19 protein-coding genes and 1 pseudogene are annotated in these 19,977 nt (G+C 52.2%); 17 read left to right on the top strand and 3 right to left on the bottom strand.

The genetic code is table 11. The features are described from left to right. Window positions 1-10: 10 nt before the first annotated feature. Window positions 11-2,437, top strand: coding sequence for an SAM-dependent methyltransferase (locus tag ABXJ76_RS08195; protein WP_432745911.1), 2,427 nt, complete (start codon window positions 11-13; stop codon window positions 2,435-2,437). Between the two features lie 203 nt (window positions 2,438-2,640). Here the strand turns inward: ABXJ76_RS08195 and ABXJ76_RS08190 are convergent, their stop codons facing one another. Further along, window positions 2,641-2,775 carry a hypothetical protein gene (locus ABXJ76_RS08190; RefSeq protein WP_432745909.1) on the bottom strand — a complete coding sequence of 45 codons (135 nt, stop codon included), beginning with the start codon at window positions 2,773-2,775 and terminating at the stop codon, window positions 2,641-2,643. A 249-nt stretch (window positions 2,776-3,024) separates the two neighbouring features. On the opposite strand from ABXJ76_RS08190, the gene ABXJ76_RS08185 reads away from it, so the two are divergent. From ABXJ76_RS08185 to ABXJ76_RS08130, 12 genes and pseudogenes are all read left to right on the top strand, one after another. Then, window positions 3,025-5,160: a TonB-dependent receptor family protein gene (locus ABXJ76_RS08185; protein WP_432745907.1), complete on the top strand. Its 2,136-nt coding sequence runs from the start codon at window positions 3,025-3,027 to the stop codon at window positions 5,158-5,160. 9 nt (window positions 5,161-5,169) lie between these two features. Continuing rightward, window positions 5,170-6,375, top strand: a complete 1,206-nt coding sequence (locus ABXJ76_RS08180; RefSeq protein ID WP_432745905.1) for an ATP-grasp domain-containing protein — start codon at window positions 5,170-5,172, stop codon at window positions 6,373-6,375. After that, window positions 6,375-7,148, top strand: a complete 774-nt coding sequence (locus ABXJ76_RS08175; RefSeq protein WP_432745903.1) for an IucA/IucC family protein — start codon at window positions 6,375-6,377, stop codon at window positions 7,146-7,148. Before ABXJ76_RS08180 ends, ABXJ76_RS08175 begins: the two co-directional genes overlap by 1 nt. After that, the gene (locus ABXJ76_RS08170; RefSeq protein WP_432745901.1) at window positions 7,097-7,342 is read left to right on the top strand and encodes a hypothetical protein; all 246 of its coding nucleotides are present in this window, start codon (window positions 7,097-7,099) and stop codon (window positions 7,340-7,342) included. The genes ABXJ76_RS08175 and ABXJ76_RS08170 overlap by 52 nt, the downstream gene beginning before the upstream one ends. A 282-nt stretch (window positions 7,343-7,624) precedes the next feature. Next, a complete protein-coding gene (locus tag ABXJ76_RS08165; RefSeq protein ID WP_432745900.1) occupies window positions 7,625-8,443 on the top strand; it encodes a DUF2971 domain-containing protein in 819 nt (272 codons plus the stop codon). A gap of 239 nt (window positions 8,444-8,682) precedes the next feature. After that, window positions 8,683-9,033: a hypothetical protein gene (locus ABXJ76_RS08160; protein WP_432745898.1), complete on the top strand. Its 351-nt coding sequence runs from the start codon at window positions 8,683-8,685 to the stop codon at window positions 9,031-9,033. Between the two features lie 152 nt (window positions 9,034-9,185). Beyond that, complete coding sequence (locus ABXJ76_RS08155) at window positions 9,186-9,335, top strand: hypothetical protein (RefSeq protein WP_432745896.1); 150 nt, start codon at window positions 9,186-9,188, stop codon at window positions 9,333-9,335. A gap of 701 nt (window positions 9,336-10,036) precedes the next feature. Then, on the top strand, window positions 10,037-10,786 hold the full coding sequence (locus ABXJ76_RS08150; RefSeq protein WP_432745894.1) for a DUF4145 domain-containing protein: 750 nt from the start codon (window positions 10,037-10,039) through the stop codon (window positions 10,784-10,786). Between the two features lie 115 nt (window positions 10,787-10,901). Continuing rightward, window positions 10,902-10,991, top strand: a pseudogene (locus ABXJ76_RS08145) (DUF190 domain-containing protein); the annotation flags it as partial. A gap of 65 nt (window positions 10,992-11,056) precedes the next feature. After that, the gene (locus ABXJ76_RS08140; protein WP_432745892.1) at window positions 11,057-11,962 is read left to right on the top strand and encodes an IucA/IucC family C-terminal-domain containing protein; all 906 of its coding nucleotides are present in this window, start codon (window positions 11,057-11,059) and stop codon (window positions 11,960-11,962) included. Window positions 11,963-12,162: 200 nt separating this feature from the next. Further along, a complete protein-coding gene (locus ABXJ76_RS08135) occupies window positions 12,163-13,188 on the top strand; it encodes a type III PLP-dependent enzyme (RefSeq protein WP_432745890.1) in 1,026 nt (341 codons plus the stop codon). Beyond that, entirely contained in the window at window positions 13,172-13,948 is a 777-nt protein-coding gene (locus ABXJ76_RS08130; RefSeq protein WP_432745888.1) for an HpcH/HpaI aldolase family protein, read from the top strand. Before ABXJ76_RS08135 ends, ABXJ76_RS08130 begins: the two co-directional genes overlap by 17 nt. Before the next feature lie 150 nt (window positions 13,949-14,098). Here ABXJ76_RS08130 and ABXJ76_RS08125 read toward each other — a convergent pair whose 3' ends face one another. Continuing rightward, window positions 14,099-14,602 (bottom strand): DUF1269 domain-containing protein, encoded by a 504-nt coding sequence (locus ABXJ76_RS08125; protein ID WP_432745886.1) that lies wholly within the window; start codon window positions 14,600-14,602, stop codon window positions 14,099-14,101. A 162-nt stretch (window positions 14,603-14,764) separates the two neighbouring features. Here ABXJ76_RS08125 and ABXJ76_RS08120 point away from each other — a divergent pair, with 162 nt between their 5' ends. From ABXJ76_RS08120 to ABXJ76_RS08105, 4 genes are all read left to right on the top strand, one after another. After that, entirely contained in the window at window positions 14,765-15,967 is a 1,203-nt protein-coding gene (locus ABXJ76_RS08120) for an NrdH-redoxin (protein WP_432745885.1), read from the top strand. Between the two features lie 26 nt (window positions 15,968-15,993). Further along, window positions 15,994-16,428: an archease gene (locus ABXJ76_RS08115; RefSeq protein ID WP_432745883.1), complete on the top strand. Its 435-nt coding sequence runs from the start codon at window positions 15,994-15,996 to the stop codon at window positions 16,426-16,428. Window positions 16,429-16,440: 12 nt separating this feature from the next. Next, window positions 16,441-17,871, top strand: a complete 1,431-nt coding sequence (locus ABXJ76_RS08110; RefSeq protein ID WP_432745881.1) for an RtcB family protein — start codon at window positions 16,441-16,443, stop codon at window positions 17,869-17,871. Between the two features lie 225 nt (window positions 17,872-18,096). Then, window positions 18,097-18,873 (top strand): hypothetical protein, encoded by a 777-nt coding sequence (locus ABXJ76_RS08105; protein ID WP_432745879.1) that lies wholly within the window; start codon window positions 18,097-18,099, stop codon window positions 18,871-18,873. A 4-nt stretch (window positions 18,874-18,877) separates the two neighbouring features. On the opposite strand, the gene ABXJ76_RS08100 is transcribed toward ABXJ76_RS08105, so the two are convergent. Further along, window positions 18,878-19,966 carry a hypothetical protein gene (locus ABXJ76_RS08100; protein WP_432745877.1) on the bottom strand — a complete coding sequence of 363 codons (1,089 nt, stop codon included), beginning with the start codon at window positions 19,964-19,966 and terminating at the stop codon, window positions 18,878-18,880. Window positions 19,967-19,977: the final 11 nt, after the last annotated feature.

Genomic DNA, 19,977 nt, shown 5'->3' with positions numbered 1-19,977 from the left:
GCAAATAACGATGAAGCCGCGCTTATCGCTGTTGGCCGCTGTCGGCATTATCTCGGCATCGGCCCTGGCCTATGAAATTTTGTTGATGCGCCTGTTTTCGGTTATCCAGTGGCATCACTTCGCTTATATGATGATCAGCCTGGCGCTGTTGGGCTATGGCATTAGCGGCGTTTTTTTGGCGCTGAACCGGGAGCGCTTAACGCAACATTTCCCGGCGGCGATCATGACCAATATGCTGCTGTTCAGCCTTGCTGCACCCGCCTGTTTTTTGCTGGCTCAGCAAGTCCCGTTTAATTCGACAGAAATCCTGTGGGCGCCCCGACAACTGCTGTTTTTATTCGGTATTTACCTGATACTGACCTTGCCATTCTTTTTCGCGGCCAATGTCGTCGGTTTGTCTCTTTACCGCTATAGGAACCAGGTAGCTTCGATCTATGCGGCCGACCTGTTTGGTGCGGGTCTTGGCAGTGCAGGCGTTATTTTGCTGCTGTTTGCGGTGTTTCCCGAACAGCTGTTAACCGTATTGACGCTGTCGGGAATAGCCGCAACCCTGCTGGTGTCGATTGATAACTTTCACCTGTCAAAATACGGGATCATCGCGTCCGTTATTATCGGGCTGACGATTTTTTTTACACCGACCGGCTGGGTAACACTGAAGATTTCGCCGTATAAGAGCCTGAATCAATTGCTGCAAGTGCCGGGCACAAAAATCATAGACCGATATTCCAGCCCGCTGGGTTTAATCAGCGTAGTCAAGAGCGAGACTACCCCGCTACGGCATGCGCCCGGCCTGAGCCTTAATGCCACGACAGAACCGCCGGAGCAGCTGGCCGTGTTTACCGACGCCGACAATATCAGCGCAATCGCCCGCTATAACGGCAAGCCTGAAACGCTCGGCTATCTGGATCAAACCACGTCCGCCCTGCCCTATCATCTCAAACAATTGACCGACATCCTGATTCTCGGAGCAGGCACCGGCAGCGATATTTTGCAGGCCAACTATCACGCCATTAAGCGCATCGATGCCGTTGAATTGAATCCCCAGATCATCGAGCTGATGCAGATAAAATACGCCGACTTTGCAGGTCATCTTTATTCCAAGCCGAATGTAAATCTTCATATCGATGAAGCGCGCGGCTACCTTGCAACAACCCGTAAAACCTATGACCTGATCAATATTTCATTGCTGGATGCGTTTGGCGCATCGACATCAGGCCTGTATTCAATGGCTGAAAACTACCTGTATACCGAACAGGCCATACAGGAATATCTGCGCCATGTGAGCCCTGGCGGTTACCTCAGCATTACCCGCTGGATTAAAGTTCCGCCACGCGATGAACCTAAATTATTGGCTACGGTGATTAACGCGCTTAAAAATACAGGTGTCCGGCAACCCGGCCAGCAGATAATCATGATACGCGGCTGGCAAACCAGTACCTTAATAGTCAAAAACGGCGTCATATCCGCCGAGGAAATCAGCCGCTTAAAACAGTTCTGCAACCAACGCAGCTTCGATTTGGTTTATTACCCCGGCATAGCAGAGTCGGAAGTCAATCGCTTTAATATCCAGCAACAACCCTTTCTGTATCAAGCGGCGGTGGCTTTATTGGGCGATCAGAGCCAGGCGTTTATCGATGCCTACAAATTCAATATCGAACCGGCAACCGACGACCGGCCCTATTTGTTTCATTTTTTCAAATGGCGAACCTTGCCCGAGATCTTGTCGTTATTGGGCAGCGGCGGCAGCTTTTTGCTGGAAAGCGGCTATTTATTGTTAATCGCGGCCTTAGTGCAGGCGATACTCGCCAGCCTGTTGCTGATAGCGTTGCCATTATGGCTATGGAAAAGCAAGCTGGGCATCGAACCGGAATCAGGAAATCATCTGCGCATGCTGGCGTATTTTTTCTGCCTGGGACTGGCATTTTTGTTTATCGAAATCGGCTTTATCCAGAAATTCATCCTGATTCTGCATCATCCGCTTTATGCCATCACCGTGATGCTGAGTACCTTTTTGTTGTCTGCAGGCGTCGGCAGCTATTATTCGACCAAGCTGTCACATAGTGCTGAAAAATCGGCATTTATGCTGCCGATGGCGACCATTGCCTTGCTTAGCATCAGTTACAGCCTGGGCTTTGAGTCGATCTCCGGATTTTTGCTGAAAATGGAAAACTGGGGGCGCTACCTGTTTTCGATAATTTTGATAGCGCCGCTGGGTTTTTTTATGGGCATGCCGTTTCCGATGGCCCTGGCTAAAATCAGCCAAACCGCCCCGGCGCTGATACCCTGGGCCTGGGGCGTTAACGGTTGTGCCTCGGTGATCAGCGCGATCCTGGCAACCCTGATTGCGATGCAGTTCGGCTTTACCGTGTTGATCTTCCTGGCGGTGGTTTTGTACAGCGTGGCGGCATGGTGTTTTCCCAAATTGGTAGAGACATAGAGGTAATGGTCTGCATTATTAACTGTTGTTACGCAATGACTAAGAAGTTTCAATGCATTGAATTAATGGGATTATTGTCTTCGTGTTCTTCGTGTTCTTCGTGTTCTTCGTGTCCTCTGTGGTTAATCGTTTTTTACCTGTTTGGGATAATACTTTCACAGTCTCGTTTGCTTCCCGACTGCGCCGAGATGCCAAAATAACGATTAAACGCCTTGCTGAATGCCGGTACCGAATCCGCATCGCTCTGCCACCCGTCCTACATCCATGCCCGACTCTATTAAACCAGACTGTCTCGACTTGCAGCCGTTCAGCAACAGACCTTTGCAAACTCCGCCCATACTGTCATCCAAATTACAATCAGGCCCGGACCTGATAAGCAATATGCCCGCTTTGCCGCCTAAGCGAATAAAATAAACCTCTTATAAATCTAATTGACAATCATTCTCATTAACTTTAAAGTTATTTGCACTTCTTTTTCCTGCATGATTCATGACATCCTGAAAGCTAGTCATATCGCCGCGATCCATGTGCTGAAACACGCCTTCTCTATACGAACAATAACAACTGGGTTATCAAGGAGCCTTATCATGAAACGCGCGACCACTCGCATGGCCATCACCTTAGCCGGCAGTGCCTATCTGGCTTCATTGCCGCTAGCTGCTGCAGAGCAAAAACAAGACACTGCCGTATTGGAAGAAATCACGGTCAAAGGAGACTGGCTAGGACCGCCAACCAAGGACAACGTTCGCACCTATCCAGGGGGTCGCTCCGTGGTCACCGACACCGAATTGCAACAGGCCGGCGCTCGCACGCTGGAAGACGCGTTGCGCCTGGTGCCGGGCGTCCGCGCCCAGGATGAAACCGGCACCGGCATCCTGCCGAATATCGGCGTGCGCGGATTGGACCCCAGGCGCAGCTCCCGCACGCTGGTGCTGGTCGATGGCATCCCTATCGCCCTGGCGCCTTACGGACAGACGGGCTTGTCGATGTTTCCGCTGACCATGCAAACCGTAGAAAGCGTCGATGTAGTGCGCGGCGGGGCGGCTGTCCGCTATGGGCCGAATAATGTGGGCGGCGTCATCAATTTCGTCAGCAAACCGATCCCGGATAAGTTCAGCGCCACCATCAGGGAGGCGCTGACCATTTCCACCGACACCGGCAACGTGCTTACCGACAGCTACCTGCGCGCCGGCGGCTTCGTGAACGACAGGCTAGGCCTGCAATTCCAGGCCAATACGCTGCTTGGCGATTCGTCTCGCGCCCATTCGGGCACGGAAGTGGAAAATTTGGCGTTGGATGCCCACTGGTTCGTCACCGACAACGCCAACATCAAGGCCGGATTGCAGTATTACAACACCGATACCCAACTGCCGGGCAGCCTGTCGCCCCAAGCCTACGCGCAGGATCGTTTCCAGTCGCAACGGCCGCACGATAAATTCCAGGGCGATACGGTGCGGGGGCATTTGGTCTACAACCAAAACTTCGATCTTTTCGGCAGTCCCGCGGAATTCAACTGGACCAATTTTGCCCACACCAGCGACAGGGAGTTCACCGTCGGCTGTCTGCTCAATGCTGCCGCGACCTCCTGTAACCTCGATCCGTCCAAGGTATCCGACGGCGAACAAACCAGCCCGCGCACATTCACCGTTTACGGCACCGAGCCGCGCCTAACCGTAGGCGCCAAGACCGGCTGGCTGGACCACAAATTCACCTTGGGCGGACGTTACGTCAGCGAAGACGTCGAGCAGGGAGTCGACCGGCGCCGCCTGAGCACCGGCAAGGTCACCAATGCCCAGGACTTCCATTTCGGCACCGATGCCTTTGCACTCTATGCCAGCGACACCTTGAGCGTGTGGAATGAGCGGCTTAGCGTCACGCCGGGCTTGCGTGTGGAATGGATCGACCAATCCAGCAACAACCAACTGACCGGCAAGGTCGTCGACAATCGCAGCAACGAACTGCTGCCCGGCCTCGACGTAGGCTTCCACTTATGGCCGGATAAAATATTCCTGTTCGGTAATCTGCACAAATCCTTGCAGCCGGTGCAATTCACCCAAATCACCCTGGAAGGCGATACCGGTGTGGAAAAGGCCTGGAACTACGAAGCCGGGTTGCGTGTGTCGCCGCTATCGGAGCTCGACGCCACGTTCAGTTATTTCCGCATTGACTTTGACAATCAAATCGTCGGCGTCGTGGAAAACGGCACCACCAAGTTCCGCAACCTCGGCGAAGCCCAGCATCAGGGCTATGAAACCGAACTCGACTGGCGCCCGTCCTTCCTGGCAGGCCTCAATCTCAAGGCGGGCTACACCTATGTGGACACACAGCAGTTGAACAACCTGTTCAGCGGCACCTCGCAAGTCGCGTTTAAAAATAACGAAGTGCCGTTCAGTTCGCATCATCAAATTAACTTGCAAGGCAATTACCGCATCGATACTGTCAATTTCAACGTCAACGGCTCGTACCTGAGTTCCGCATACACCGATGCGGCCAACACCGTGCCGGAAAACGCCATTGGCGACAGAGGCAAGATACCGGACTACTGGCTGTGGAACGCCCAAATCACCAAGGATTTCCGTGTCGACAAGGCCAATATGCGGGTCGGCCTTGGCGGCAACAACCTGTTCAATCAGGACTACTACTTCCGCGGCGTGGATACCAGCCTAGGCCGAATGCCGGGACCGGGACGCGCGGTGATGCTCAGCCTGCAAATGGATCTATAAGGAAAACGCATGCCTAACCAAGAATTGATTCTGCTGACTCATGTCTCGACCGAATCGGTCAACGACGGCTTTCTGCCGGCAGCGCGCCGCCTCGGCCTGTCGCCGGTGCTATTGACCGATCAGGCCGAAGCGCACCGCCAGCACTTTAGCCAAAGCGGGCTGCCTGTCTATCCGGAGGCCATCATCGCTTGCGACGTGTTCAATCCGTTAGCGGTGATTGAGGCGATTAGCCGACGCGGGCAGAAACCGGCGGCGATTTTTTCCAACAGCGATCACCTGCAAGCCAGCACTGCGGTCGTCGCCGACTATTTCAGACTGCCCGGCAAGAGCTGGCAGGTGGCCTACCGCGCCAAGAACAAGGCTGAAATGCGCAGCTACCTCAGCGAGCAAGGTATCGAAACAATACGGTACGCCGTAGCATCGGAATTGGAAAGCCTGGCGCAGGCCGCAGCCGAGGTAGGCTTCCCCTGCGTGGTCAAACCGCGCGAAGGCGTCGCCAGCCAGGAAGTCGGTTTGGCGCGCGATTGCGCCGAACTCGCCGCCCACTGCCAATCGGTTTGGCAAGCGCGGCCCGGCCAAGTCATGCTATTGGAAGAATACCTCGAAGGCCCTTTGTGTACCCTGGAAACATTGGGCGACGGCAAAGGCTTGCAAGCCCTGGGCGGATTTCATGTTCGCTTGTCCGCGCCGCCGCACTTCGTCGAACTGGAAGCCGATTGGAGCAGCGAGTTGGCAAAGCAGCAGGAGGTACTGAACCGGATCGTCCGTTTCGGCATCGGCTTCGGTGCCTGCCATACCGAATTCGTGTTGACCGCCCAGGGACCGCGCCTGATCGAAATCAATTACCGCTGCATCGGCGACCGGCGCGACTTCCTGCTGGAGCAGACGCTGGGCATCCCGCTGTTCGACACCGTGCTGCGGCTGCACTTGGGCGAACCGCTGGCCGCCTTGTCGTTGGCGCCGCGCGCAGCCGCGATACGTTATCTGACGCCCTCTGCGGACGGCCAAATCATCAGCGCTCCCACGCCGTTCAGCCGTAGCGGCGGAGCCGTCGACATCGGACTTCGCGTCTTGCGCCAGGCCGGTGACACCATAGCGATCACGCATTCCAATAAGGATTACCTGGGCGTCCTGACCGGCGTCGGCACAGACGCGGATGCCGTGCATCAAGCCTTGGCGCAAGCCGGCGCCGACTTGGCGTGGGAGATCCGTTGATGAGCGTACAGCGCGAAGCCGCAGACAAAAGTCAGCAGGACTATATCTGCCGGCGCGTCGTCGATGCGCTGTTGCGGGAAGATGTGCGGGAAACGGTAAGCAGGGGGCTTATTGTCTCTGCGGCCGACGCGCCATGGTCTGATCCGCCGGTGCGGCCCAGCCACTGGCTCGCCGTCGAGCATCTGGGCGACGGCTGCCTGTGGATTCCGGTCCAGCCTTGTACCTTCATGCAGGAATGGGCTTTGTACGACCTTCCGCTGGTGTGGCAAAGCAGCAGCGGCTATGATCGGCTGGACGACATATCCGCCATTCTCGCGCTGTTCCGGCAAGGACTGGACCCAGCCTCGGCCGCAGACTTCACAGACTATGCCCGGGAATGCCTGACCGCCGTCGAGCACGGCATCTTGTGCGCAAAAGAGCGGCAGCGATATTTTGCCGAAGTGCGGCAAAGCAGCCAATATGCGCAGCTCAGCCCGCGCTGGGAAGAACAGCAGTTGCACTACGAGCGGCTGGCCGCGTTTCTCGATCACCCTTTATATCCCACGGCGCGCGCGAAACAACTGCGCACTCAGGCAACCCGCAAATATCAACCTTTATATCCCACGGCGCGCGCGAAACTGGGTCTTTCACCCGATGATCTCGCCTTATACGCGCCGGAATTCCAACACCCTTTTCAGTTGCGCTGGGTAGCAATACCGAGGATTTGGCGAAAAAGTTCGGCGTGGATTTCGATTTCAACACCGACGAGGGCAACGCCGCAGCCCGTGCGCTAGGCATAGCGCAAGCTCACGGCTTGCCGATGGGTATGCAAATAATGGGCTACGACAGCGAAACCGTATTGCCGACAGTCGTCATTACCGGCAAGGTCATCTGGACGCATGAGACCGACAACTACCGTATCCGACCCGAGCCGGACGTTTACCTGGAGGTGTTGCGCCGCCACAGGGTAGTCCCCGAGGCGGCCTGACTCATATACGTCCCAAAGCTTGATTATGAAGGCAACTAAAAACGGTTGACTGGAAAACTTGTGTGGCAGTTATTTACGATACTTGCTTGTGCGCGATGCGTATGGAATCAAGGGATTTTGTAGGTGTACTTTAGAGTTGCCTAAACGGGCTTCTATCAATAGTTCAACATTTGTAGTATCTTGCCTAACGGATTGCAGGAGTTGCGTTATACACCTGTGATTGAAATTTAATATACACCTTTTTAGGTATCTACTTAATGTTAGGCAAGCAGTTAAAAAACTATGCTGTATAAATATCTACCCGCTAAAAGATTGGATGTGCTAAAGAGCTTGAAAATACGTTTCACACAATTAAGAGCATTAAATGACCCGTTTGAAGCGTTACCACTGATAAATACGAACTCAGAAACAGAAGCCTTCATTGAGCAAATGGAGCTTGACGCCCAAGACCTCTGGAAAAATCAATTTCCAGAGGAACAATCTCCAGAAAACTATGAGACTCTGCAAAACACCATTGGGAATTTAAAGATCGATATACTAGAAAGGATGTCCCCCTCTAGCATTGGGGTCAAAGTTGTGGATATGATAAATCCGAAGATTCTAATCCTTTCGCTTTCTAAAACATTTAGCAATTTACTAATGTGGTCGCACTACGCTGACAATCACAAAGGTTTTGTAATTGGTTTTGATGAATCACACGAATTCTTCTATCGAAAAGATCACAGAGGTGCAAACACTTCACCTAACAAAGTTAGCTACACAACACAACGTAGCGTAACCCATCAGAGCGACTACGATAGTTACGAGAAGATACTTTGTGAAAAGTCAATCAATTGGGCATATGAGGAAGAAGTAAGAATTTTTCGCTCTTTTAAAAAGGATACAAGAATTTGTAGCGGCAACGATGAGGCAGGCTATCCAATTTATCTATTCGAATTACCTAAGGAATGTATAAAAAGTGTATATATCGGGGCAAACGCACAGCCTGATTTAAAAAACGAGATATTGAGCAGCATAAAATATCATGACTTGTGTGCAGATATATACGAGATAGTAATGTCCAAAACTTGTTATGAGATTGAATACCAAAAAGTAGAGTAAATTAGAATCAATATGGGCAGAATCGATTGAGTTACCGTAACTAATCGATCATTTTTATTTGCTGGTAGTTTGGCTCTGATGGTTATTATCCGGCCTAACAAGTCGGTCAAAGGGACGCGCCGCCCGTTGGCGGTTTTGAAGTCCAATTTTTTATTAAGGTTCGGCGGCTTCGCTCAAGCCCGCAAAGGCGGCGCGCCCCTTACCGTAACGTTAGGCAACAGCCAAAGGAACTTTCGATCATGCAAATGAAATTTATCATACTCGGAATACTATTTACCGTTTTTATTTCCGGCTGTGGAGGTGAAAACTCCGAGCCTTCGCAGGCTGCAAAAGAAGCAAGTTATATTGATCTCAATCAAGAAAAGATTAAGGGCAAACTGAAAGATCCTGAAAGTGTTCAGTTTCGCAATGCCTTTGTTTCCAATGCCATCGGTGCTCCCGTGGTTTGCGGTGAAGTTAATGCAAAGAACAGTTTTGGCGGCTACATGGGGTTTCAACGCTTTGTTTCTGGAGGTAGTATTCAGGTCGTTGAAACAGATATGGCTACTGGTGAAATGGACAAAACATGGGCGCAGGTTTGTAGGCGTTGAAAACCTTATGCCTAACATTGCGCTCAAGCGGGACGAGCCTTTTCGTAGCGGTTTTGAAGGTTTGTTATTTTTTCAGCTTCGATGGCTTCGCTGATCTTCCTTGAAAGGCGCACCCCTTAGCTTTACGTTAGGCCTACATAAAGTATCAAGCAATGAGCAACGAATATTATAAAAAAGACGAACAGAAATTATTGATTGCCATCCTTGACAAATACATCGAAGATAATGGAGATCAATTGGTTGCTCTTGATGCATATCAATTTTCATCATTAGATCCGTCACTATTTAAAACTGTCCCGTGAATTACAAAAGAAAAGGTTCATGACAGACAGAACTCTGATTCAAGATATTTCGGAAACCTAAAAGAAAAAGAATTTATTTCTGGAAAAGACATAGCATCACCATTTCATTTCAGATTAACAAAGAGTGGGTATGAGGAAGGCCATAGGCGGGGAGTCGCTATTTTTGCGACAGCTTTTATGGGCATCCCTGCCCAACAAGCGGCAAAAATCACGCGACCGCTCATGCCTGCGGCTGCCCCAGCCGTCCTGGTCACTCGTTCGCTACCCAACAAGGGGTAGCTCACATGCTCTCCAATGACTCGACGCGATTTCGGAAAGCCTGTATTTTCACTACGCAAAAAACGCTCCGTGAAAACACATGCTCTATCGCTTCTGGGGACTACTCGACTCCTGTCTCGCAGCGATTGAAATTTCCAAAATTGCATTTTTGCAAAGAGCATTGGAAGTTCCTATTTGCGTCATTATTAACTACATGTACTGCAACAATAGCGATACTAAGGTACATAAATTGCCCAAGCTGCTGAGTCATCGCTTGTATCTTTGATTCTTTTGCCCATATTCAATATCCTTGGCCTAACATTGCGCTCAACCGGAGCGCGGTTATATTACGGTTTTATTTTTCAGCTTTCCGTGCCGCGCCCGCTTAGCTCTACGTTAGAATTTGCAATTCAAGTTATATAAAAAGGTAAGGCTGTATTATTGTGATTACTCCCATCGAACAAAAAAAGATTTATTGTAATGTGTGTTCTGGTTTTACAAACCACAACTTTTTCGGCTCGCATAGTGCAGATTATGAAGAAGCAGAAAACTACAATGGAGAGTTACGTTATGTCTATTATGAAAAAAGCATTTACAAATTTTGGGTTTGTAAAGGATGTGATACAGCAATACTCGAAGACTATAATACAAATATAGCAATGACCAATGAAGATGGTGAGAATATTTATGAGTCTATTTTTTGGCCGCCAAGAAACAATTTAACACCAAAAAAGAAATTATTAACACCTAAGATTTTTATAGGCTTAAGAGATTCACCAATTGGACCTTGTGATATTGAAAAATCATACAATGAAACAATTAAGGCATTTAATTATGACTTATCTATGTTATGTGCTATTGGAATTAGAGCTTTGTTAGAGTCTATTTGTGTAAAGCAGGGTATTACTGATTCTGAGGCATTCGGACTAGAAGGAAAGCTCAAAATATTAAAAAATCAAGAACATTTACCTGAAAATATTGTTGAAGGATTATCAAGTTTAAAATTTATTGGAGATAAAGCCGCTCATAAATTGATTACTCCAACTAAACAAGAACTTCAATTGAGCATTGAAATTATTGAAGATATTTTTAATCGGTTATATGAAATTGACTATACCATTATGAATAAAATTAATAGGCTTTCGCAGCATATTGAAAAAGGTAAGAAAAATGGGTTTTATCCATCAAAGTAATGATTAATTAAAGGCCGGTAGGGCGCACGATGCGCCCCTACCGGGCTACCGGTCTCAATCTATTACGGTAGTACGGATTTATCTTCGGGAAGGCGAACATCTGCTCACCAAGATCATGGACTTTTTGCACAACGAAGAGAAAGTCTCAGGCGTTACCGTATTGCAAGACATTATGGGTTTTGGCCCGGACGGCGAAATTCGGACCAGCCGCCTGCTGGACTTGTCCTTGGACTTACCGTTGATCATTATTTTTACAAGTGCTCCCTGCAGGTGCGCATCACCAATTGCGTGCGCAAGAATGCCATTTACGAGCTGGAAGGGGCGCTGCAAGTCACTCGTATCATGCGGGCCATCGGGCCGCGCTTGGCGGCACAATTCCCTACCCTGCGGATACTGGAGGAACCGGCCTACGCATCGGTACGGCTGGGTGACGATGAAACCCCGGCCGAGCGAGAGGCGGCGGAAGGTTTCGGCCTGATCCTGCGCCAGGGATTGGACCCGGCAGATACAGCCGGAACGACACCGCTGCTCGCCGGAGCATTATTCGGCAACCATACCCGAGGCCAGGCACGCATGGCGGACATCATCGACAGGCTGGCGCGAAGACAAGCTTCGCCGTGGGACGCGATAGCCGAAGACTGGTTCTCGGCGTATGTGGAACAACTGCTGCCCCCGGTGCTGCATTGCTTTTTCGACCACGGCATCGTGTTCGAACCGCACTTGCAGAACGTACTGCTCGGCTTGACCGGCGACTGGCCCAGCCACGTCTGGCTGCGCGATTTCGAGGGCGTCAAGCTGGTAGCGGGACGATTCAACGCCGTTCCGCTCGACGCCGTCGACGCAAAGGTGCGGCAAGCGCTGTTTTATAGCGAGGATCAGGGCTGGAACCGCATCGCCTACTGCCTGCTGGTCAACAATTTCTGCGAAGCGGTAGCGCAATTGAGCGCCTTGCGCCCTTCGCTGGAGCCGCGTCTGTGGCGTATCGTCCGCCACCGGTTACGTTGTTATCTGGCGCAGCACGGCAACCCGAACGCGGCGCGGCGCATCAATGCCCTGCTGTCCGGAGCGCCCTTCCCTGCCAAGGCCAACCTGATCAACCGCTTTTACAAACGTCCCGATCGCGATGCCTGCTATCTGCCGTTGCCCAGCCCGTTGGCCTACCTGGGGGATGCGTGACATGAACCGACCATCAGCCCGCGTGGCGGAAGCCGTTCATCTCGCCTGCGCCGATGAGCCTTTATGTGCCTATATCTATGACTTGGAGGCATTGGATAAGCACGCCGCCGGTTTGGCCGCTACGCTGCCGGGCAACTGCGAACTCTTTTATGCGGTCAAGGCGAATTCCGACCTGCCGATTCTGCAAACCCTTGCGCCTCATGTGCGCGGTCGAGGTTGCATCCGGCGGCGAACTGGCCTGGGTACGCAGCCATTTTCCCGATACGCCGGTGATTTTCGGCGGCCCCGGAAAACTGGATACCGAACTGGCTTCCGCGTTGGAGCTCGGCGTAGAATTGCTGCACGTTGAAAGCCTGGGCGAGTTGCGGCGGCTCGCCTGGCTGGCCCGAAACATGAACCGGCAGGCCGATGTGCTGCTGCGTATCAATCTGGCTCTGGACGGCGTACCGACCACCACCTTGACCATGGGCGGCCGGGCCGCCCCGTTCGGTATCGATTCCGACCAGCTGCCGGAATGCCTAGCATGGCTGGCGCGGCACCCGGAAATCCGTTTACACGGTTTCCACTTCCACCTGATGTCCCACCAGTTGGACGCCGACGCCCATCTGGCCTTGCTTGCGCGTTACTTCCGGCAGGCGCGGCAATGGCGGGAGCAATTCGGGCTAGCCATTAACTACCTGAACGTGGGCGGCGGCATCGGTATCAACTACCGCGAGCCCGACCGGCAATTCGACTGGAAGGCATTTAGTACCGGTTTGGCGGCATTGGTCAACAGCGAAAGTATGCAGAATTGGCGCATCCGTTTCGAACCGGGCCGCTACCTGACGGCGGCCTGCGGCCATTACGTGATGCAGGTGCTGGATATGAAGCAATGCTTTGGCCGCCATTTCGCGGTCGGCCGCGGCGGCACCCACCATTTCCGCACTCCCTACGCTCAAGGGCACAGCCATCCGTTTTTCGTAGTGCCGCAAGAACACTGGCCCTATCCGTTTTCCCGGCCCGGCGTGGAGCAAACCGAAATCACCGTGGTCGGCCAGCTCTGCACGCCCAAGGACGTTTTAGCCACTGACGCACCGGTGGAGCGGTTGCGGGTCGGCGACCTGCTGGTGTTTCCTTATGCCGGTGCCTACGCCTGGCATATTTCCCATCACGATTTCCTGCGCCACCCGCATCCGCAGCATATTTATTTACCAGTGCAGGAGCCGGTTCATGCTGCAAACCAATAAGCTGAAGCATTCCCTGCGCAGCGGCAAGACGGTGTACGGGCTGCTGAATTCGGTGCCGGCGCCGTTGCTGGTGGAAATGCTGGGTTACGCCGGATACGACTTCGTCATCCTGGATCTGGAACACGTGAACACCAACCCGGAAACCCTGGAGAACATGATCCGGGCCGCGGAATGCGCCGGGCTTACCGCCTTGGTGCGTGTGCCCGGAATGGATGCCGGGGCGATTCTGCGAGCTTTGGACAGCGGCGCGCAAGGCATCGTCGTCCCTCATGTGCAAAGCCGTGCCGAAACAAAAGCCGCTGTCAGCGCCAGCCGCTACCACCCGCTGGGCCAACGCGGCATCAGCGGCGGACGCACCACGGGTTTCGGTCGCCTGGATCTGCCGAGCTATTTCGAACGGGCCAATGCCGAACTGCTGGTCGCGGTCATGATCGAAGACCGGGTCGGCGTGGAAAACATCGACGCGATCGTCTCCGTGCCGGGCATCGACCTGGTTCTGGAAGGGGCGATCGACCTGTCCCAGTCTTACGGCGTACCCGGCCAGGCTCAGCATCCGGACGTGCAGGCCGCCATCCTGACTATCGCCGATGCCTGCCGCAAACACGATGTGCCGTTCTGTGCCGTACCGCGTCTGCCGGAACAGCAAGAATACTGGCTGCGGCGCGGCGTTCACGCCTTCCTGCTGGGCGATGACCGCGGCGTCGCCTTCCGGGCATTCAAGGCGCACCTGCAAAGCTGGAAAAACCCGCCATTGCCATGAGCGGGTTATTGCCACGAAACTGTGACCTTGGGGATCGCTTCGCCTGACTTAAGCCGAACTGGCGTATCTTTTACCTCGGGATAGGCGCCAAGCTTCAAATAAACCTTACAAAAAATATTCAGTCGCGGGACTGAGAGGCGTAATCGTTCATTAATAGGACGGCGGAAGAATCGGTTCGACGCCCTCAAACTCTACTTCAGGATAATGTTTTATGACCAATTTCCTGATAGTCTCAATCTGATCGCGCGGAATATCAACCAATACCAGAATTTCGCCCTGTTCGATGGCTTGTTCAAACTGTCTTAACCGTGAATTACCGGAATTCATTCCCGCTAAACCGCCCATCAGTGACCCGATAGTTGCGCCTGCCATAATGATTCCCAGAAGCGGCCCGCCCGCAATGGCAAATCCCGCAAAGCGCAAACCGACTAATCCAGCCAATAATCCCGTTGAACCGCCTAATGCGAGTCCTCGCTCAACGGCGGGAAGAAAATCCGTTTTTATGGTCACCCCTGCCTCGGGTAGACCTTCAAGCGACGTGTCCCTTGCCGCCAGAATATGAATATGCCGGTCTTCTATGCCCTTAGCCTGGAGCTCTTCGACGATTTTATGGGTGATTTCAATAGTGGGAACTAAAAAATATATTCTTCTCATGGCACGCTCCTGTGAGGAATTTCAGAACAAACAACTATCCAGATAATAAGTTTATTTAATTATATTTCAATAGGTTAAAATACGTATTTATCACAAGCCATCGATAGTATATGCTCACAGTAGTCGTTCGGCAAAATAGTTATCGACTGCGGAGGAATTCCTTTGAAAACAATAGCTGGCACAGGTATCGCCCGATGGCTTTTGGTTTTTGTATGGCTCTTGGCTTTCGGTTTGAGTCCGATGGCATTCCCCGGGATAACAAGCGCTTTGCCGACAACAGCCCATACGTCTGCCGATATTGAGGTCTTCGTACAACAGGGTTGCCCACACTGCGCTGACGCAGAGGTGTTTTTGCTGGCCCTCAAACGCGAACAACCGACGTTGAGCATCATTATTCATGACGTCATTCAAGAGCCCGCCGCACTGGAGCGATTACAGCATCTTGCTCAAAACCAGGGTATAAAGACCCTAAGGGTTCCCGCTTTTCAGGTCGGCGGACAATTGATCTTCGGTTATTCAAAAGAGGCAGGCACCGACCAGCTTATCCGTAGCGCGCTGACCAAAATCCCAACAGCGAACATTCAGGATAATTCCGGCAGTTGCGAAACGAAAGCTGCTTTGTCCTGTGAAACAGAGCAATACATCGATTTTTTCGGTCGCAGATTGTCGCTTGACGAGATCGGTTTACCGCTGTTCACGCTGGCAATCGGCCTACTGGACGGCTTCAATCCTTGTTCCCTATGGGTGTTGGTGCTGATGATTTCGTTGCTCGCATCGATGAAAGACCGGGTTCGGATGTTCGCCATCGCCGGAACCTTTGTCGCTGTCGAAGGTCTGGTTTATTTCATGTTCATGGCGGCTTGGCTCAACCTGTTCTTGCTGATCGGTCTATCCCGACTTTCGGAAATCGCCATTGCGGGCATTGCCTTGCTGGTCGGCCTGATTAATCTCAAGGACTTCGGGTTTTTCGGATTAGGCGTGTCATTGTCGATTCCCGATACCGCCAAACCGGATATATATGCCCGAATCCGGCAAATACTTCAGGCGAAGAACCTTACCGGTGCGCTGATTGGGGCATTTGTGTTGGCCATTTTGGTACAGATTGTCGAATTCATGTGCACCTCCGGTTTTCCGATGCTGTACACCCGGATCCTGACGTTGAAACAGTTGGATAGCATCAGTTATTACGGTTATTTGCTACTGTACAATCTGGCTTATATGTTCGATGACGTTATTATTTTAACCATTGGCATCATCACGCTGAGCCAACGGCGACTACAGGAAAAAGAAGGCCGCTGGCTCAAATTAATCAGCGGTCTGGCTATGGTGGTGATTGCCATCTATTTACTGTTAAATCCTTTCTGACCTATTTCATAGAACGAGGCCTGCCATTGAACAGCAAACCGACAACACCCCACTGGGAACATTTTGAACACCAAGCGGACATCGGCATACGCGGCATTGCGCCGACGCTGGAGCAGGCGTTCGAACAAGCCGCCGTCGCGATGACCGCCGTGGTTACCGATCCTGACTTGGTTACCGCATCAAAAGTCGTTTCCATTCATTGCGAAGCGCCCGATACTGAACTGCTATTCGTCAACTGGATCAACGAGTTGGTTTATCAAATGTCTGTACACGGATTATTGTTCAAGCGTTATCAGGTTTTTATTAAAAACGACACATTATCGGCAACCGCCTTTGGTGTAGCCGTCGACCGGCAGAAACACCAACCTGCCGTGGAAATCAAAGGCGCTACTTTTACCGAGCTGCATGTCTATCAGCAAGCTGATGGAACATGGGTTGCCCAATGTGTTGTCGATGTTTAGAGGAGCTATTCAATGGATACCAGTCAATTCATACAACGGGACGAAACCTGCTGGGAAATTCAACCCAAAGGAGTCATGCGCGTTCCGGCGATTATTTATGCCGATGCACAATTGCTGCAGGATATGGATCAGAAAGTTTACCAGCAGCTCACCAATGTCGCGACCTTGCCGGGTATTGTTGAAGCCGCCTATGCGATGCCGGACGCACATTGGGGTTACGGCTTTCCTATCGGAGGCGTTGCGGCTTTCGATCCCGATCAAGGCGGCGTGGTGTCGGCTGGCGGCGTCGGTTTCGATATTTCCTGCGGCGTGCGCACCTTGCTTACCGGCCTTAATATCGCCGAGCTGCAGCCGCATAAACAGGCGCTGGCCGATGCGTTATACCGCAAGGTTCCCGCCGGTGTCGGCAGTAGAGGCAAGATACACTTGAATCATAAAGCCATGCACGGCATGCTGACAGGCGGCGCGCAATGGGCGCTCGATCAGGGCTATGGCGAACCGCAGGATCTGGAACGCATCGAAGAACACGGCTGCATGGCCGGTGCTGAGTCCCACTACGTTTCTCCCAGAGCCAGAGAGCGGCAAAAAGATGAAATGGGCACCCTGGGTTCCGGCAATCATTATCTGGAAGTGCAGCGGGTCGCCGAGATTTTCGACCAGAATGTCGCTAAAACTTTCGGCTTGCGAGTCGATGACGTGGTGATCAGCATACATTGCGGCTCCAGAGGCTTGGGCCATCAGATCGGCACCGAGTTTTTAAAAGAAATGGTCATGTCGGCGGCCCAATACCAGATCGTGTTGCCGGACCGTGAGCTGGCCTGTGCGCCATTAAACTCTCCCTTAGGAAAGCACTATCTGGGCGCGATGCGGGCGGGCATCAACTGCGCATTGGCCAATCGCCAGATTATCACCCATCTGACCCGGCAGGCCGTCGCGACCCTATTTCCAAACATCCATCTCGGCCTGCTCTACGATGTCTCGCATAACACCTGCAAGCTTGAGCAGCACATGATTGACGGTCAACGAAAATCACTGTTTGTACATCGCAAAGGCGCAACCCGCGCTTTCGGCCCCGGCCATCCCGATTTGCCGGCCGTATTCAAAGAAGTCGGCCAACCGGTGCTGATCGGCGGCTCGATGGGCACCAGTTCTTACGTATTGTGCGGCACCAAAGAAAGCGAACAACGCGCGTTCAGCTCGGCCTGTCATGGCGCGGGGCGGGCGATGAGCCGCACACAGGCCAGCAAGCAATGGCAAGGCAGATCGCTGGTCGATAAACTGGCGGCGCAAGGCATCATTATTCGCAGTCCGTCGATGCGCGGCGTGGCCGAAGAAGCGCCTTTGGCTTATAAAGATGTCGGTGCGGTAGCGGATATTGCCGACCGGGCCGGATTAGCCCGGAAAGTCGCCAGACTGGAGCCGGTGATTTGTATCAAAGGCTAAAGATGAAAGTCTAAGCAAGTAAAATAATGTTTCTTACCTTTATTTTTAATGCTTATGGTTACGCAAGAATCAAGGCTAGCGATTGGAGCTAAAATCTGCAAGAAGACGACCACAAATTGAATGAGGATAGACATCAGCGCAACTTTTCATACCTGGACGTCAAAGCCCTATAGTAATAACCACGAAAAACTGAGATCAGAAAAACAATCAATCGGGGGGATTAACATGATCATGAAACTGAACATTAGATTTTTCTTTACCTGTCTGGTGGTAGCCGGGTGCCTTTCCACCACACACGCCGCCACCTTCGACGACTTCAACGACGGCATTGATGATGGTTGGAGACGTTATAATCCGATACCCGGAAAGTTCTCGTTTCCTATAGAGTCGGGTAGCGTGGCTTATAAAATGGAGAGTCCATGGGGCAGTCTCCTCAGCCCTGGCCGCATCGGCAGCATCAATATGAATGAGCCGACTCATACGAAATTCCATGTGGAGGCCGACTTGCTGAATTGGACCTACAACTGGGGGGAGGACATTGGACTCTTGGCGCGGATGCAGGAGCCTATCCCGCCGTTTTTTCTTCCCAAGGGTTACGCCTTGCTGCTAAGGAACGATAAAGATGGAAATCCTGCCTCACGCAGGTTGATGATTGTTAAAAGCATGGGCGGAATCTCTTTTCCCGTCTTTCTGACTAAAGGCCAGGGTCGTTTGATGAGACCAGCGCCTGACCCATCCGGCGATTACCGGCTAAAGTTCTGGTCATCCGGGGGCTTTCTCTGGGGCCAAATCATTGATAAGAGCACCGGAGCAGCGATCATGATGTCGGATGGCACCACCTACACAGATCGTATTTCTGCGGCGGAGGACGGAGCTTATACCAGCGGAAGGAGTGGCTTGATTGCTTATGTCCACATAGTGAGTTACAGGGCGGAGGGTGTCTCCCCAACCTTTGACAATTTCTATTCCGGCACGGACGCGCCCTCGGCACCGAGTCCGTAAATGCTCACTTCGCCGCAGGGGCAACGATGCATAAATTGTATTGGGCACGACCGGTCTCAAACAGGATAACTCGATTTACAATGTCCTCGGCGCTGCTTTGCCCTATCGGACCGGCGGTGATGCGGCCGATTGCTGCGCTAACCAGATGCACGTAGCTCTGGTGCGGCCCGTCGGCAAGCGTTGAATTGATTAACAGCTCGGTTTCATCCTTCTCCTGCATTTTTACCGGAGCCGCACTGCCTGGATTGCAGGCGCCGAAGAAAATCAGGCCGTCTGCCGTTACCAGCGAGCTCAGGGATTTTGTAAAATGAAAGAACCGTTCCGGGGATATTTCAACCGCTGTCTTTTGCTCGAACAGCGATTCTCGGCAAATGAGTTCGCAGAGATCGAGCCGGTATCCGCGCTGCTGTACGGAGCTTGTAGCCAGTTGCTCCGGCGAGCAGTACTGTTGAAAACAGGCATGATCCAGCGGCTGTAGCTGTTTTTCCAGTCCCTTAAGCCTGCGCCAGATGTCGGTCGATTTCATCGGCGCCAACTCCGGCCAGCGCAAGGCCATATAGTCGCTGAATAGGCGGTTTTTTTCGGTATCATAAATAATGGACAGCGCATGTTTAAGTCCCGGTTGCGCCTCGGAAAGCTGAAGCAATTCGCCTTTGCCCCCCGTTATCTGAAAGTCTTGCCAATATACGACATTTTCCAGCACCGGCCCGTCAAAACCGCCATGACTGATAAAAATAACCCGGTCGTAAGGAAGCGATGGCTGCATCAATTGTCCGGCCTGCCGGTAATAATCCGTCCAGCTCCAGACATCCCGCAGTTGTGTAACTTCCGCATTGAACCGGTTGCGATAAAAGGCTTCCAGAGTGCGGGCGGGTTGCTCGGACCACCTTGGGCTCTCGGTCGTGTGCGGTTCCCTGCTCAATAAGGGCACAAGCAGCACCCGCCTCGGCGGTTGCTGCAACTTCAAATCGCTCAACCTTCTATAGGAGGATCTGCACGACATTAGCTGACTTTCATCACTGTAAACATCGGCCGCACTCATCCACAGCAGTAACAAAGAAACCAAAAAACGAATACTCACGATATTGTTCATAAGTAAAGCCC

It is taken from the genome of Methylobacter arcticus (assembly GCF_050917435.1).
Taxonomy (GTDB): Bacteria; Pseudomonadota; Gammaproteobacteria; order Methylococcales; family Methylomonadaceae; genus Methylobacter_A; species Methylobacter_A titanis.
This window is presented reverse-complemented; position numbering and strand designations above follow the sequence as displayed.

Bases quoted from the DNA above. Each gene is read 5' to 3' on its own strand.
- ABXJ76_RS08180 (WP_432745905.1), top strand. From the start codon at position 5,170: ATGCCTAACCAAGAATTGATTCTGCTGACTCATGTCTCGACCGAATCG.
- ABXJ76_RS08195 (WP_432745911.1), top strand. From the start codon at position 11: ATGAAGCCGCGCTTATCGCTGTTGGCCGCTGTCGGCATTATCTCGGCA.
- ABXJ76_RS08110 (WP_432745881.1), top strand. From the start codon at position 16,441: ATGGATACCAGTCAATTCATACAACGGGACGAAACCTGCTGGGAAATT.
- ABXJ76_RS08165 (WP_432745900.1), top strand. From the start codon at position 7,625: ATGCTGTATAAATATCTACCCGCTAAAAGATTGGATGTGCTAAAGAGC.
- ABXJ76_RS08190 (WP_432745909.1), bottom strand. From the start codon at position 2,775: ATGGGCGGAGTTTGCAAAGGTCTGTTGCTGAACGGCTGCAAGTCGAGA.
- ABXJ76_RS08105 (WP_432745879.1), top strand. From the start codon at position 18,097: ATGATCATGAAACTGAACATTAGATTTTTCTTTACCTGTCTGGTGGTA.
- ABXJ76_RS08125 (WP_432745886.1), bottom strand. From the start codon at position 14,602: ATGAGAAGAATATATTTTTTAGTTCCCACTATTGAAATCACCCATAAA.
- ABXJ76_RS08160 (WP_432745898.1), top strand. From the start codon at position 8,683: ATGCAAATGAAATTTATCATACTCGGAATACTATTTACCGTTTTTATT.
- ABXJ76_RS08100 (WP_432745877.1), bottom strand. From the start codon at position 19,966: ATGAACAATATCGTGAGTATTCGTTTTTTGGTTTCTTTGTTACTGCTG.
- ABXJ76_RS08155 (WP_432745896.1), top strand. From the start codon at position 9,186: ATGAGCAACGAATATTATAAAAAAGACGAACAGAAATTATTGATTGCC.
- ABXJ76_RS08175 (WP_432745903.1), top strand. From the start codon at position 6,375: ATGAGCGTACAGCGCGAAGCCGCAGACAAAAGTCAGCAGGACTATATC.
- ABXJ76_RS08135 (WP_432745890.1), top strand. From the start codon at position 12,163: ATGTGCGCGGTCGAGGTTGCATCCGGCGGCGAACTGGCCTGGGTACGC.
- ABXJ76_RS08185 (WP_432745907.1), top strand. From the start codon at position 3,025: ATGAAACGCGCGACCACTCGCATGGCCATCACCTTAGCCGGCAGTGCC.
- ABXJ76_RS08130 (WP_432745888.1), top strand. From the start codon at position 13,172: ATGCTGCAAACCAATAAGCTGAAGCATTCCCTGCGCAGCGGCAAGACG.